Source organism: Exiguobacterium sp. SH31, from assembly GCF_001816105.1.
Classification (GTDB): Bacteria; Bacillota; Bacilli; order Exiguobacteriales; family Exiguobacteriaceae; genus Exiguobacterium; species Exiguobacterium aurantiacum_A.
Map to the genome: position 1 here is coordinate 1 of NZ_LYTG01000102.1, position 12,209 is coordinate 12,209.

Sequence of the window (12,209 nt, forward strand, 5' to 3'; positions counted from 1 at the left end):
ATCAGATACGCGTCCACATGCGCCACATTGGTCATCCATTACTCGGGGATACGATGTATGGCGGACGTCCCGTGCTCGCCCGTCACGCGCTTCACAGCTCGTCTGCCGCGTTCGATCATCCGTTGACAGGGGAGAGTATCGTAATCGAAGCGGCTTACCCCGTCGACTTTCAACTCGAACACGAGTGAACAAAACATAGCCCCGCGCTCAAATGAGTGCGGGGCTATGTTTAATCGTCGTCAAACATATACGTTTTTGATTTTGAGGCGACGTTCATGACGAGCCCGATGGCAATCATGTTCATGATGATCCCGGTACCCCCGTAACTGATGAACGGCAAGGTCAAACCGGTGATCGGGAGGACACCGATTGTCATTCCGATATTTTGGAAGATCTGGAACGTGAACATGGCGATGACGGCGGTCACGATGTAACTTCCGAATGGACTGCTCGCTTCGAGCGCGATATGAATCATCCGGTACAAGAACAAGAAGAAGACGATGATCACGATTGCTGCACCGATAAAACCATAATGCTCAGCGATGACGGCAAAAATAAAATCGGTCTGCGACTCTGGTAGATAGACTAAACCTTGACCATAGCCAGTTCCGAACATTTGGCCAGAACCGATGGCTTGAAGCGATTTGATCAACTGGAACGCTAAATCGTCAGAGTATTCATATGGGTAAATCCATGCTTGGAAACGATTCAAGGCGTGGCCCGGAACGAAGCTTTGAAGCACCTCGAAATGCGAGAAAAACAAGTACATGAACCCACCGATTGTCACGGCGGCGGCGCTGAACAGGCCGAGCAACCACTTCCAACCGATCCCTGACACGATGATGATCGCACCGAGCATCGTGATTAAAACAAGCCCGGTCCCTAAGTCTGGTTGCGTGACAATCAGCCCAAGAGGCGGGATGGCGAGTAATACTAGTTTCATTAACAGCCACGCATCCTGTTGAGACGAACCGTAACGTTTATTGTGGTCGTAGACGATTGTGGCCATGGAAATCAGTAAAAACAACTTCATAAATTCAGCTGGTTGAAAACTGAAACCAGGCACATTATACCATCCATACGCCCCATTAATATTTGGAACGAGTGTGGTATCCCGGAGCGGAATTAAGCCAACTAAAAGCAATAAACCAAAGGAGTAGAGATACCAATGAATTTTTCGCAACTGCTCGTATTCGATTGTCATGATGGCAAACATGGCGACGAATCCAATGATGTAACGGATTCCTTGATCGAAGGCGAAGTTAATATGTTGTAATCGTGTTGGCAACATCGGTTGTGCCGTGTAAATGGCACCTAGGCTAATGACCATCAAGAAGAAGACGATTGTCAGAAGTGTCGTGTCTAAACTTTTTAAATAAGATTGAATGCGGTTCATGATGAAGTCGTCTCACCCTTTCTATACGTATTTTATCTTACCGTAACTATAAAAAATCGCAATACGTTACGAGGCGGTTGACAAAACAGACACCATTCTGTAATCTGATAACAGATGTTATAACCAGGTACTAAAAAGGGGAGTTCACAATGTCAATTTATCCAACGTTAACGAACAAGACGTACGTCGTCATGGGGATTGCCAATAAACGCTCGATTGCTTGGGCGATCGCGAAAACGCTCGACGCGGCAGGAGCGAAGCTCGTTCTCACTTATGCGTCTGAACGTTTCAAGTCAGGTCTCGAATCACTCGCTGCTGAGTTGAGCCAAGAAGCACTGTTGCTTGAGTGTGATGTGACGAACGATGAAGCGATCGACACGACGTTCCGTTCGATCCATGAGCAAGTCGGTCTGATTCAAGGGATTGCGCATTCAATCGCTTTCGCGGATAAAGAAGCGTTGCGCGGTGAATTCTCGGAGATGACGCGCGGTCAGTTCGCACAAGCACTCGATATTTCGGCGTACAGTTTGACGGCGGTCGTCAAGGCGGCAAAACCTTACTTCGCAGAGAACGCTTCGGTCATCACGCTCACGTATCTCGGAGGGGAACGGGTCGTACCGAACTACAACTTGATGGGTGTCGCTAAGGCCGCGCTCGATTCGAGCGTCAAATATTTGGCGAACGAATACGGCCCGCAAGGCGTGCAAGTCAACGCGATTTCCGCTGGACCGATTCGGACGTTGTCGGCGAAAGGCGTCGGCGACTTTAACAGCATCTTGTCTGAGCTCGAGCAAAAGGCACCACTGCGCCGGAACGTCTCGGCTGAAGAAGTGGCCTCGACCGGTCTGTTCTTGTTATCGGGCATGGGGAGTGGCATCACGGGAGAAGTCATCCACGTCGACAGCGGCTACCATATTTTATAAGTTTGGGAAAGAGCGCGTAAATGCGCTCTTTTTGTATTATAGCGTAACCGTTTGGGGTAAGGACTTGTGAGGGAGGGAAGATCATGGGTCCTTATCAGATTGATTTTACGGTCGTCCAATATGGGAATCGCCAGGTCCAACCGACAGAACGGGCGAACATCGAACCGGTCACTCGCATCCAGCGGGTCCAGCGGATTATTCCGCGTCAAGAAGAATGGTTAGAAGCTGAACAAGAAAAAAGCCCCGGTCGTTTCGTCGACCGGAGCGTATAATATTAACCTCGGAACCGGAACGTCTCATAGACGTTCCATGTTTCGTTTTCGAGCTCATACATGACGGCCATACGGTTGATCGTCTCTTCAAAATGGACTTGTTCCATCCGCATCCGTTCGAGCACATCGAACAGCTCGGCGTCGGTCAGATCTTGTCCGATCGTGATGTGCGGGAGGAACTCGTACTTCGGAGGCTGATCGAGTGCACCTTCGTGTAAGCGAGTTTGTAGCGCTTCGAGTTCGCGCGTCGGCAACACTTTTAAGTAAAGGACGTTGTTCGTCGGCGCGAACGAGCGGGCACCGTCGATCTTCAACTGAATCGGCTTCGTCGTCTCAGCGATTTGTTGTAAATACTCGAGCACTTTTGGTAACTCGGCTTCGTCGACTTCGGTACGTTCTTTGATCGTCACGTGTGGCGAAATCAAAGCGTACTTCGTATCGTACCGTTTTCGATACGAGTTGGCGAAGTCTTGAACTTGTTTTGATGGAAATAAGACTACCCCAATCTTCATTCCAGTTCCCCCTTTATGAATGGTCTACTAGTTTATGATGACCGATTTATCGAATGAAGTCAAAGTGGGCTTAGTGTTTTTTTTAAAGTTTTCAGTATAATAGAGAATGAGTACTTCGAGACATGCTGTTCTCGAGATGAAGGGATGTGACGCGGGTAATTGCCCGCAATAATTATGAAACAAGTACCACACTCACGAGACGTAACAGAGGCTGCACGGGCCCGCTTGATTGAACGGGGCGTATCGATTGAATCGATTGCAGAGATCGTCTACCAAATGCAGGCGCCTTATTCACCGCACTTATCATTAAAAGACTGCATCGAGTCGGTTGAGGCCGTCCTTGAGAAACGCGAACTCCAACACGCGATCCTCGTCGGTTCAGAGCTCGATATTTTAGCCGAAAAAGGGCAGTTGTCAGAACCGCTCCTTTCAATCGTCGCTTCAGATGAAGGCTTATTCGGCGTCGATGAAACGATCGCGATCGGGGCCGTCAACACGTACGGATCAATTGCCGTCACGACGTTCGGTTACTTAGATAAAGCGAAGATCGGGATCATCAAGCAGCTCGATACGAAGATGGACGATGGTCAAGTTCATACGTTCATGGACGACCTTGTCGGTGCGATCGCGGCTAACGCATCGGGCCGTCTCGCGCACCGGTTGCGCGACATGAACGATTTCGGTGAAGACGAGATGCGTGAACGCAAAGGATTATATTGATGCATCGCGCAAAAACACTGACAATCGCCGGGACGCTTGGCTTCGCCATCGTCTCGGTGATTGTCATTTTAGGTGGGGCGGTTTCGCTCGACGGGTTCGTCTATCGGATTGTCGCGCCGTTGTCTGGCCCGTTGTTCGTCTATGTGACAGAACTCGGCAGTGTGACGGTGTTGATCGGCCTCTCCTTTGTCGGCATGCTATATTGGTTATGGCGCGGGGACAAACTTGAAGCGTTTCGATTACCGCTCGTCGTCATCGTGACGTTAGTTTTGACCCAACTATTGAAACGTATGTACAAGATCGACCGGCCGCTCGTCGATGCCGCTCTCGATGCGACGACGTATAGTTTTCCTAGCGGGCACGCCTCGGGTTCGCTCGCCTTGTACGGTTTGCTCGCTTTTAGTTTGTACCGGCGAAAGTACTCGCCCGTTTGGGTCGCGGTGCTCGTCGTGCTGCTCGTGGCCGTCTCGTTCAGTCGGGTCATCTTGAACGTTCACTATTTCAGTGATGTCGTGGGTGGATGGCTCGTCGCGTTCACCGTGATTGCCGGATCAGAATGGATCGTGGGGAGGAAAAATCGTTGATACTCGTGTCTGAAGTTGAAAGTTGGTTGTTTATGGGAAGGGATCAAGCGGATGCGGCGAGTTCGCCGACGATCTTGGTCGAAAAAGATGCGACTGGTGCGAAGTCATTTGCGTCGATGCGGACGTTGTTTCAATTGAAGAAATGGACGGGACAACGCCGCTTCGTTCCGCTCCTATCGTGTGATGAAACGGGCTATCGCGCCTATGAGGTGTTTCACGTCGACGCGAAGCCACCGTTCACGCTGCTCGAGCACGGACGTGTTCTGTTGAAAGATAATGAGGTGGACGCGGCCTATGCAGCGGCTCTTGCGAACGAGGGAACAATGTCTGCGGATGAAGTGATCACGTTTGCTGCCGACTACATTGAAGCAGCACTCGATGAACCGGTCGTGCTCGCAATCAATCGAGAGATTCCGTCGCATGCACACGTGCCGATGGAACTGTTCGTACCGGGAGACGCGATTAAAACGGGTGAGTACTTATTTGCCTGGGCGAACGAAGCACAGAAGGAAAGGAATGAAGCAAAATGAACGAGTGGGAACAAAAGGTCAAAGCGTTACTCGACGGCTCAATCGATGAGTTAATCGTACCGAAAGACGACTTTTTGACAGTACGGTCACTGTTGATCGAGAAAGAGTGGTTGTTCCAAGTCGTGGGCGCCGCCAAACATGGGGGCGTCACCATCTATCGGAGGAATGAACAAAGCGCGCCCTCATGAGGACGCGCTTTTATTAAGCGTTTGAAGCCAATTTGATTTTTTGTCGTTTTAATTTGTGAAGCAGCCATGCATATAACACTTCACAAGAATGGTGAGGAAGGGTCAGTTCCACGAGTGGGCGCGACTGACCAAATATAGTGAAGCGCGAATGGTCCTCGTCGAGCATCGAGACTTGTATATCGGTCGCTTCTTGAAGCGAAATCCGCTGCTCGCCGGCAATTGCGTCTTTTAATTTCAGCATGTTTCCATTCGTCGCAAACTTGGTGAACGAAGAAATTCCCTGTACTTTCAGTTGTTCCATTTCGTAGATCTATCCATCGACAGATGAATAGATTTTCACCTCGCTTTCTCTATATTGCCTTCCGTCCCTCCAGAAGGTTATTCCTAGTATACCGTCCTATCGTGAAAAGAAAAGACTTAATTTAACGAAAAATTAAGACAATTTGTTATCAATTTTTAAAAATAACGATAAAGTCGTTAGACAAAGCGATTTGGAACGAAATAAAGACGAACGCGATAGCAAAAAAGAGCCTGAATTTTACAGGCTCTTTTGGCTTTCATACACGTATGAACTTAAAATCGTTCGATTTCCCATGCTCGGCGGCGATAGGTCAATTGCCCTTTTAAGGCGATCGATTCCTTTTTGGCGTCAAAGTCTTCTTCAAGCACAGACATGTCCTCGTATCGTCCGGCGACGTAAAACGAGATGGCGACTTGTCGATTGAACAGACTGCGTTTCGTGTGGTCGAAATCGATAATCAGCCCTTGTGGGGATAAAGCCAAGATTTCATCGATGACAGGCAGCGGGATCGGGACGAAGCTGATATTACGGATGTCACGGTCGAGTTTACTTTGAAGCACGCTTTGCAGGAACTGATTGATCGTCGACCAGTCTTTTATGTAGAGGCTACTGTGACGATCGTTCGACTCGTTGAAATAAGCGATCTCATTTTGGATCGAGTTGAGGAACGGCGCTTTCAGCCCTCGTTCCATGTGGCTCAAAAACAAGATTTCCGCAATCTCATGGTCTGACAATGACTCGAGTAAATTATAGTCGGGAAAGTCGATGGCGGTGAAACTCGTCTGGTTGTTCAAGTATTTCGTCGAGAACGTTGAGAGTTCGTGTGCCTCGATATAGCGAAACCTCGTCCGGGATGATTGTCTCATCCCTTTAATGTCTGTTCGACAGATGATCATCGGTCGGGCGATTGATAACGCTTCGACGACATCCGTCAGTGTCACCCCATGAAGGGTAAAACGTTGTAGTTCCCGGTCTTGTTTAATGTAGAACAACTGTTTTGACATATTAATCCCCTCAGTTCGAAGTCACTACAATTTGATTTTAGCAAATCCGTCCCGAGTGTGCCATATTGGAGCGGTCGAGATGATTGAGATGATGGTTTTTGAGGAAAACTAGGTATAATTAGAGAAAAGGTAGAAGAAAGGCGGGTTCAGCATGTGGGGGTTGAAGAAGAGTTTTCCAGAGCTCGCTACAGATCGTTTTATCCTGAGAGAACTCGAGCCTAGGGACGCGCGGGCACTCTACGTGATCCTCTCGACCGAGGAAGTCATGCGCTATTACGGATCTGATCCGTTGCTTGCCGTGTATGAGGCGAAGAATGTCATCGCCTATTTTAAAGATCAATTTCAACAAGGGAAAGCAATTCGATGGGCGATATGTGACCGTGTGACCGATGAGCTCGTCGGGACGATCGGCTTTCATAACTGGACGCCCCAATATTTCAGGGCTGAAATCGGATTTGAAGTCGCGCCTAGTCATTGGCGCAGAGGTGTCGCCTATGAAGCGGCGACAGCCGTCATCGGGTACGGGTTCGACGAGTTCAAGTTTCACCGGATCTCGGCGCTCGTCGCACCAGAGAACGATGGGTCAAATCGGTTAGTACGAAAGCTCGGCTTCACCGAGGAAGGCTTGCTGCACGACTATGCTTACAGTCACGGCCGTTTTATGGACTTGACGATGTACCGTTTACTAAAAGACGAATGGTCACAGAGAGGGAGATGACGATGAGACAAGTTGTATTGCTTCATGGCCTATGTGGGTCACCGGATTATTTTGACGAGCTTGTCCCGATGCTTGAAGCGGATGTTTACGCATTGACGCTTCCGGGACATGATGACACCGAATCGGGTCCCGAGACGATCGATCAATTCGCGGATTGGGTGATCAGAGAGATTCGTTTGCGCGAGCTCGATCGTCCGGTCGTACTGGGACATTCGTTCGGCGGATACATCACGACGAACCTTGTTCGACGCTATCCGGATGAATTATCGGGCTTCGGGTTGATTCATTCGACGGCCGGCGCGGATTCGGATCAAGCGAAGGCGAAACGAAATGCCGCGATTGAGAAAGTGATTGAAGAAGGTGTCCATCCGTTCATCGACGAGATGATCCCAGGCGTGTTCGCCCCGGATTCTGATCAGACACTCATCGAACGTGCTAAACGGATCGGCTTCAACATGTCGAAAGAAGGAATCATCTCAGCTCAAGAAGCGATTCGGGACCGGAATGATGAGACAGGAACGATGCGCGAGACGAACCTGCCCGGATTGTTTATTTACGGCTCGAAAGATCCGAACATGGACGCGGAACGAGCTTTCATGGGGGCGGAGCGTCATACAAAACAGACGGTGCAAGCCAGTCATATGGGGATGATGGAGGCGCCAGAAACCGAAGCGCAACTCATTAACGCTTGGCTCGACGCGGAAGTGCGCTCGGTGCATAAGTTCAAACTGATCGCCGTATCAGGCAGTTTGCGTAAAGCATCGTTCAATACGGCGCTACTTCATTCGATCATCGAACTCGGTCGTGATCGGTTTGACGTGGAGGTCGCATCAATCGAATTGCCGCTCTATAATGACGACTTGATTGACCCGGATGAACCGGACGTCGTTGTCGCGTTCAAGCAAGTGGTCAGAGAAGCGGACGGTCTGCTCGTCGTTACCCCGGAGTACAATCACAGCATACCCGGCGTCTTAAAGAATGCGATCGACTGGCTATCGCTCGAACCGGGAACGCCGCTTCGTGATAAACCGGTCATGATTGCCGGCGCCTCACCCGGCATGCTCGGGACGGTAAGGTGCCAAGTCCACCTCCGACAAGTATTTGCCACAAATCGGGCAAACGTTTTACCAGGAAACGAAATCTTTATCACGCATTGCAAAGAGAAGATTGGTGCTAAAGGACTTGAACATGAACCATCAATCCAACAAATTGATAGAGTGTTATCTGAGTATTACAATTGGATTGATTTTTGGAAGCGTAACGCAAAAAAATAACTTGAAGTCACGACCTTTGTCTGATAGAAATGAATTGTGAAAACAAACACAAAGGGAGCGACAACACATGGAAACGTATATCGAACTGTACAACGGCGGCGAGTTAGGGGACCAGGCAGTCATCAATGACGGGATGACGTTCGGCCGGGTCACGATTGTGGAATTATTTTATCAGACGAACCACATCTTCGGTTACGTGAAAGCGGACGGGGAGAAACGCTTCTTCCTAGAACCGATCGCTGGAGATGACACGTTCGACGTCGAAGGAGAGCGCTATTCCCTCCAACAGTTCATCGCCCTATTTTGATGTTCACGACGCAAGCGACTCGCTTGCGTTTTTTTGTTGTTTTCGTCACGATTGGTGTGAGGTGATGAAGATGAAACTTGTAGCAATTGAACCAACACCAAGTCCGAACAATTTAAAGATCATTGTCGAACCGGCTTTTTCTGGCCGCGGGATCACATATGACAAGGCGAGTCAGGACGTCCCGGAGACGATCCGAGACATCATCGCATTACGAGGCGTCAAATCGGTATACGCCGTCTCTGATTTTTTAGCGGTCGAACGGCATCCGAAACACGATTGGCACGACGTCATGAACGACATCCGTCGTGCGTTCGGCGAAGACGTCGCTGAAGGAGAAGCGAGCCAGTTGACGGCAGACTATGAGCCGGTCCACGTATCGGTTCAGTTCGTATTAGACGTCCCGATGCAGCTGAAACTCGTCAAAGGCGACGAGGAGAAACGGGTCGGTTTGTCTAAACGTTTTGTCGACGCAGCGATGCAGGTACAGCAGCAAGTGAAAAACGTCATTCAAGATCGCCGCTGGGTCGAACAAGCCCCGCGTTACGGGGAACTCGAAGACGTGAGTGCTGTCGCCCAAGAAGAACTTGAAGCGGCGTACCCAGAGGAGCGGGTCATCCGCATCGTCGCTCGTGCGTTTGGACGTGAGGCCGACTACGAGACGAACGCGAATCAGCTTCAGTCAGATGATTGGAAAGCGCGACTGGCGTTCTTGGACGAACTTGAGATTGTTCCGGAGAATATGGTCTATTTTCGCCGGGCACTCGAGGACAAAGTTATGGCCATCCGGCGTCAAGCGGTCGTCATGATTGGTATGTTCGAAGAAAATCGAGAACAGTACGTCACTTATATCGAGCAGGCACTTGTCGATCCGTCACCGATCGTGAGACGGACCGCGGGGGACACCGTCTCTGATTGGGCGTTGTCAAAATCTCAGCCATCGATGATCGAGGCGCTTAAAGACAAGAGCAAGCTTGTCCGCTGGCGGGCCGCCCGCTTCTTGTTCGACTGTGGTGACGAGCAGGCCGTACCGGCTTTGAAAATCGCCGAGGACGACCGTGAGTTCGAGGTTTCTCTCCAAGCACGTCTCGCCAAAGAGCGAATTACGAGCGGAGAAACGGCACTCGGAACGGTGTGGCAACAAATTTCGAACCGTTCGAAATAAACCATTCGACAAGTCAGGTTTGTTCAATTTTACAGTTATAGGAAGTGAGAGGAGTTCGCTTGGCGAATACCCTCTCTTTTTCATTTGTCCTTACATAATTCAACCAACCGACTAACAATCGGTACCAGTTATTCGACAGACAAGTCGAGCTCGGAGCGGGACTGTCGAACGATAGGACGTTTTTATTTGAATAACGTTGGTACACTGAAAGTATCTTATTTGGACAAAGGAGCAACACTCATGATTCTTTTTGCAGAAACAACTGAACTCGTAGCTTACAAAGAAGTGGTCGATGGCATGATCACCGTCATTTTTGAGACGATTCATAGTGAGACGTTCTCAATCTCTGCACAAGTTCGTTCTGACATCGATGTCGCTGACTCGTTGTTCGTGACCGGTTGGCAGCAATACGTGGAAAACTTAAAAGTTTCTTAAAAAAGGTAAATAATATAGGGAAATCCATTACAAACGTCTGCACGAACGTATACACTAGTGCTATAGACGTTTTTTTTATTTTGTTGAGGAGAGTGGAATACGTGAAAAAAACTTGGTTGCTAGTCGTGGTCGCTGCGATGATGCTCGTGGTAGCGGCGTGTGGTAAAGAAGAAGCAACTCCGAGCGATGTGGACGGGAACTCGTCGGCAGCTCCTGCTTTATTGACGCTTGAGACGGACGCGAGCTACAATGCCGACACAAAACAATTATCGGCGACGGTTTCGATGACGAACCCGAATGAAGAGCCGGTCAAGGTGACCTTCAATTCGTCGCAACGTTTTCAGTTGACGGTCATGAACGGAGAAACGACCGTTTTTGATTACGGCAGCGAATATATGTTCACTGAATCAATTATCGAAGAGACGTGGGAACCAGGTGAGACGAAAGTGTTTGACGAAGTGTTCCCGCTCACACTCGAGAGCGGAGAGTATACGGTTGATTTCGTCAGCCTCGCTCAAGTCGAAGGCGCACCAGAGATGGCAGCCACCGATCAAAAGGCGTTATCAGTTGAAGCGGTAGAGGCACCGCCTGCGGAAGAACCGGCAGAAGAGCCTTCAGAAGAGTCTTCAGAAGAGTCTTCAGAAGAACCTTCTGAAGAACCGAAGGATGAGTCGAGCGAGCAGCCGGTCCAGACGGACGGTGCGTTCAGCGATGTCTCGATTAAGAGAAACGGGAATTTGATTGAAGTGGCTGGGTACACGAACGTCGAGGAGTTCGAATGGAGCGTCTCGGACGGGCATAACGTGTTTGCACAAGGCGCGTCGCAACCGACGGCCGGCGGCTTCACGTTCGGTGTGTTATTAGATGAGGAGCCGACATCAGGACAGTCGCTCTTCCTAGAGATGACACCGATCGGCGGAGACGTCGCATCGTTCCGCGTTCAATAACCGTTAGACGGAAACTCACGTTTCCGTCTTTTTTTGATAACCAAACGTATTGACGACAAAACCAGATTGTCAGACAATAGGGCAAACCGACTTACAAACAAGGAGGAAATGAAAGATGCAACAACACATCATCGAGTCGACTCATGTGAAATCGCACATCGATCCAGTTCAAGAAGTCCGTCGACGAATCGACTTTTTAAAAACGTACGTCAAACGTGTGGGGGCGAAAGGACTCGTTCTCGGTATTTCAGGTGGGCAAGACTCGACACTCGCGGGCAAGTTATGCCAACACGCGATGGAAGAGTTGCGGGCTGAGACCGGCGGCGACTATACGTTTTATGCGGTGCGCCTCCCATACGGCGAACAACATGACGAAGACGACGCCAAGCGAGCGCTCGATTTCATCCGGCCTGACAAGACGTTCACCGTCAACATCAAGCCTGCCGTCGATGCTTCGGTCGAGGCGTTCAAACAAGCGACGACGCTCGAACTCGGCGATTTCCATAAAGGGAACACGAAAGCGCGTGAACGGATGAAAGTCCAATACGACATCGCGGCGACGTTCGGGGCGCTTGTCGTCGGGACTGACCATGCGGCAGAGTATGTGACTGGATTTTATACGAAGCACGGGGACGGGGCAGCCGATTTGACGCCGCTCACGGGACTGAGCAAGCGCCAAGGAAAAGCGTTGCTCCATGAGCTCGAAGCGCACGAGAGTCTGATCTATAAAGTGCCGACGGCTGACCTCGAGGATAACAAGCCGGGTCTTCCCGATGAAGTCGCACTGGGGATGACGTATGACCAGCTCGACGATTACTTAGAAGGAAAAGCCGTCGATCCGGCTATCGCCGAGCGGATCGAGACGATCTTTAAACGGTCGCGCCATAAGCACCATATGCCGGCGTCGCTCTATGACGAGTGGTGGCGATGAGCGAA

17 protein-coding genes and 1 pseudogene are annotated in these 12,209 nt (G+C 50.0%); 14 read left to right on the plus strand and 4 right to left on the minus strand.

Annotation, left to right across the window (positions count from 1 at the left end; all coding sequences use genetic code 11):
• Positions 1–188: pseudogene (locus A6395_RS13885) on the plus strand (RluA family pseudouridine synthase); the annotation flags it as partial.
• Between the two features lie 41 nt (positions 189–229).
• Here the strand turns inward: A6395_RS13885 and A6395_RS13890 are convergent.
• The gene (locus A6395_RS13890; RefSeq protein ID WP_071399502.1) at positions 230–1,396 is read right to left on the minus strand and encodes an FtsW/RodA/SpoVE family cell cycle protein; all 1,167 of its coding nucleotides are present in this window, start codon (positions 1,394–1,396) and stop codon (positions 230–232) included.
• A 149-nt stretch (positions 1,397–1,545) separates the two neighbouring features.
• Between A6395_RS13890 and fabI the strand changes: the two genes are divergently transcribed.
• On the plus strand, positions 1,546–2,319 hold the full coding sequence (fabI, locus tag A6395_RS13895) for an enoyl-ACP reductase FabI (RefSeq protein WP_071399503.1): 774 nt from the start codon (positions 1,546–1,548) through the stop codon (positions 2,317–2,319).
• A gap of 83 nt (positions 2,320–2,402) precedes the next feature.
• Positions 2,403–2,591: a hypothetical protein gene (locus A6395_RS13900; RefSeq protein WP_016510315.1), complete on the plus strand. Its 189-nt coding sequence runs from the start codon at positions 2,403–2,405 to the stop codon at positions 2,589–2,591.
• A gap of 2 nt (positions 2,592–2,593) precedes the next feature.
• On the opposite strand, the gene A6395_RS13905 is transcribed toward A6395_RS13900, so the two are convergent.
• Positions 2,594–3,103 (minus strand): YjcG family protein, encoded by a 510-nt coding sequence (locus tag A6395_RS13905; RefSeq protein WP_071399504.1) that lies wholly within the window; start codon positions 3,101–3,103, stop codon positions 2,594–2,596.
• Between the two features lie 174 nt (positions 3,104–3,277).
• On the opposite strand from A6395_RS13905, the gene A6395_RS13910 reads away from it, so the two are divergent.
• Genes A6395_RS13910 through A6395_RS13925 form a run of 4 tightly spaced genes read left to right on the plus strand, consistent with a single transcriptional unit; the run spans position 3,278 to position 5,125 of the window.
• Positions 3,278–3,823 carry a phosphatidylglycerophosphatase A family protein gene (locus A6395_RS13910; RefSeq protein ID WP_071399505.1) on the plus strand — a complete coding sequence of 182 codons (546 nt, stop codon included), beginning with the start codon at positions 3,278–3,280 and terminating at the stop codon, positions 3,821–3,823.
• On the plus strand, positions 3,823–4,407 hold the full coding sequence (locus A6395_RS13915) for a phosphatase PAP2 family protein (RefSeq protein ID WP_071399506.1): 585 nt from the start codon (positions 3,823–3,825) through the stop codon (positions 4,405–4,407). Before A6395_RS13910 ends, A6395_RS13915 begins: the two co-directional genes overlap by 1 nt.
• A gap of 5 nt (positions 4,408–4,412) precedes the next feature.
• On the plus strand, positions 4,413–4,937 hold the full coding sequence (locus A6395_RS13920) for a hypothetical protein (protein ID WP_159429468.1): 525 nt from the start codon (positions 4,413–4,415) through the stop codon (positions 4,935–4,937).
• Positions 4,934–5,125: a hypothetical protein gene (locus A6395_RS13925; RefSeq protein WP_071399508.1), complete on the plus strand. Its 192-nt coding sequence runs from the start codon at positions 4,934–4,936 to the stop codon at positions 5,123–5,125. The genes A6395_RS13920 and A6395_RS13925 overlap by 4 nt, the downstream gene beginning before the upstream one ends.
• 13 nt (positions 5,126–5,138) lie before the next feature.
• Here the strand turns inward: A6395_RS13925 and A6395_RS13930 are convergent, their stop codons facing one another.
• Together A6395_RS13930 and A6395_RS13935 are read right to left on the minus strand one after the other, a co-directional pair.
• Entirely contained in the window at positions 5,139–5,426 is a 288-nt protein-coding gene (locus A6395_RS13930; protein ID WP_070327615.1) for a hypothetical protein, read from the minus strand.
• A gap of 272 nt (positions 5,427–5,698) precedes the next feature.
• Positions 5,699–6,430, minus strand: a complete 732-nt coding sequence (locus A6395_RS13935; protein ID WP_071399509.1) for a hypothetical protein — start codon at positions 6,428–6,430, stop codon at positions 5,699–5,701.
• 151 nt (positions 6,431–6,581) lie between these two features.
• Between A6395_RS13935 and A6395_RS13940 the strand changes: the two genes are divergently transcribed.
• From A6395_RS13940 to nadE, 7 genes are all read left to right on the plus strand, one after another.
• A complete protein-coding gene (locus tag A6395_RS13940) occupies positions 6,582–7,148 on the plus strand; it encodes a GNAT family N-acetyltransferase (protein ID WP_070327613.1) in 567 nt (188 codons plus the stop codon).
• 2 nt (positions 7,149–7,150) lie between these two features.
• On the plus strand, positions 7,151–8,422 hold the full coding sequence (locus A6395_RS13945) for an alpha/beta fold hydrolase (protein WP_071399510.1): 1,272 nt from the start codon (positions 7,151–7,153) through the stop codon (positions 8,420–8,422).
• A gap of 67 nt (positions 8,423–8,489) precedes the next feature.
• A complete protein-coding gene (locus A6395_RS13950) occupies positions 8,490–8,729 on the plus strand; it encodes a hypothetical protein (protein WP_070327611.1) in 240 nt (79 codons plus the stop codon).
• Between the two features lie 70 nt (positions 8,730–8,799).
• Positions 8,800–9,891: a virulence factor gene (locus A6395_RS13955; RefSeq protein WP_071399511.1), complete on the plus strand. Its 1,092-nt coding sequence runs from the start codon at positions 8,800–8,802 to the stop codon at positions 9,889–9,891.
• Between the two features lie 240 nt (positions 9,892–10,131).
• Positions 10,132–10,326 carry a hypothetical protein gene (locus A6395_RS13960; RefSeq protein ID WP_035386520.1) on the plus strand — a complete coding sequence of 65 codons (195 nt, stop codon included), beginning with the start codon at positions 10,132–10,134 and terminating at the stop codon, positions 10,324–10,326.
• A 101-nt stretch (positions 10,327–10,427) separates the two neighbouring features.
• Positions 10,428–11,273, plus strand: coding sequence for a BsuPI-related putative proteinase inhibitor (locus A6395_RS13965; protein ID WP_233589608.1), 846 nt, complete (start codon positions 10,428–10,430; stop codon positions 11,271–11,273).
• A gap of 115 nt (positions 11,274–11,388) precedes the next feature.
• Positions 11,389–12,204, plus strand: coding sequence for an ammonia-dependent NAD(+) synthetase (gene nadE / locus A6395_RS13970; RefSeq protein ID WP_071399512.1), 816 nt, complete (start codon positions 11,389–11,391; stop codon positions 12,202–12,204).
• Positions 12,205–12,209: the final 5 nt, after the last annotated feature.

What these genes read in the sequence shown, in the direction of transcription:
- A6395_RS13960 (WP_035386520.1), top strand. Translation starts at nt 10,132, where the DNA reads ATGATTCTTTTTGCAGAAACAACTGAACTCGTAGCTTACAAAGAAGTG.
- nadE (WP_071399512.1), top strand. Translation starts at nt 11,389, where the DNA reads ATGCAACAACACATCATCGAGTCGACTCATGTGAAATCGCACATCGAT.
- A6395_RS13930 (WP_070327615.1), bottom strand. Translation starts at nt 5,426, where the DNA reads ATGGAACAACTGAAAGTACAGGGAATTTCTTCGTTCACCAAGTTTGCG.
- A6395_RS13910 (WP_071399505.1), top strand. Translation starts at nt 3,278, where the DNA reads ATGAAACAAGTACCACACTCACGAGACGTAACAGAGGCTGCACGGGCC.
- A6395_RS13915 (WP_071399506.1), top strand. Translation starts at nt 3,823, where the DNA reads ATGCATCGCGCAAAAACACTGACAATCGCCGGGACGCTTGGCTTCGCC.
- A6395_RS13890 (WP_071399502.1), bottom strand. Translation starts at nt 1,396, where the DNA reads ATGAACCGCATTCAATCTTATTTAAAAAGTTTAGACACGACACTTCTG.
- A6395_RS13935 (WP_071399509.1), bottom strand. Translation starts at nt 6,430, where the DNA reads ATGTCAAAACAGTTGTTCTACATTAAACAAGACCGGGAACTACAACGT.
- A6395_RS13940 (WP_070327613.1), top strand. Translation starts at nt 6,582, where the DNA reads ATGTGGGGGTTGAAGAAGAGTTTTCCAGAGCTCGCTACAGATCGTTTT.
- A6395_RS13955 (WP_071399511.1), top strand. Translation starts at nt 8,800, where the DNA reads ATGAAACTTGTAGCAATTGAACCAACACCAAGTCCGAACAATTTAAAG.
- A6395_RS13925 (WP_071399508.1), top strand. Translation starts at nt 4,934, where the DNA reads ATGAACGAGTGGGAACAAAAGGTCAAAGCGTTACTCGACGGCTCAATC.
- A6395_RS13905 (WP_071399504.1), bottom strand. Translation starts at nt 3,103, where the DNA reads ATGAAGATTGGGGTAGTCTTATTTCCATCAAAACAAGTTCAAGACTTC.
- A6395_RS13945 (WP_071399510.1), top strand. Translation starts at nt 7,151, where the DNA reads ATGAGACAAGTTGTATTGCTTCATGGCCTATGTGGGTCACCGGATTAT.
- A6395_RS13950 (WP_070327611.1), top strand. Translation starts at nt 8,490, where the DNA reads ATGGAAACGTATATCGAACTGTACAACGGCGGCGAGTTAGGGGACCAG.
- fabI (WP_071399503.1), top strand. Translation starts at nt 1,546, where the DNA reads ATGTCAATTTATCCAACGTTAACGAACAAGACGTACGTCGTCATGGGG.
- A6395_RS13900 (WP_016510315.1), top strand. Translation starts at nt 2,403, where the DNA reads ATGGGTCCTTATCAGATTGATTTTACGGTCGTCCAATATGGGAATCGC.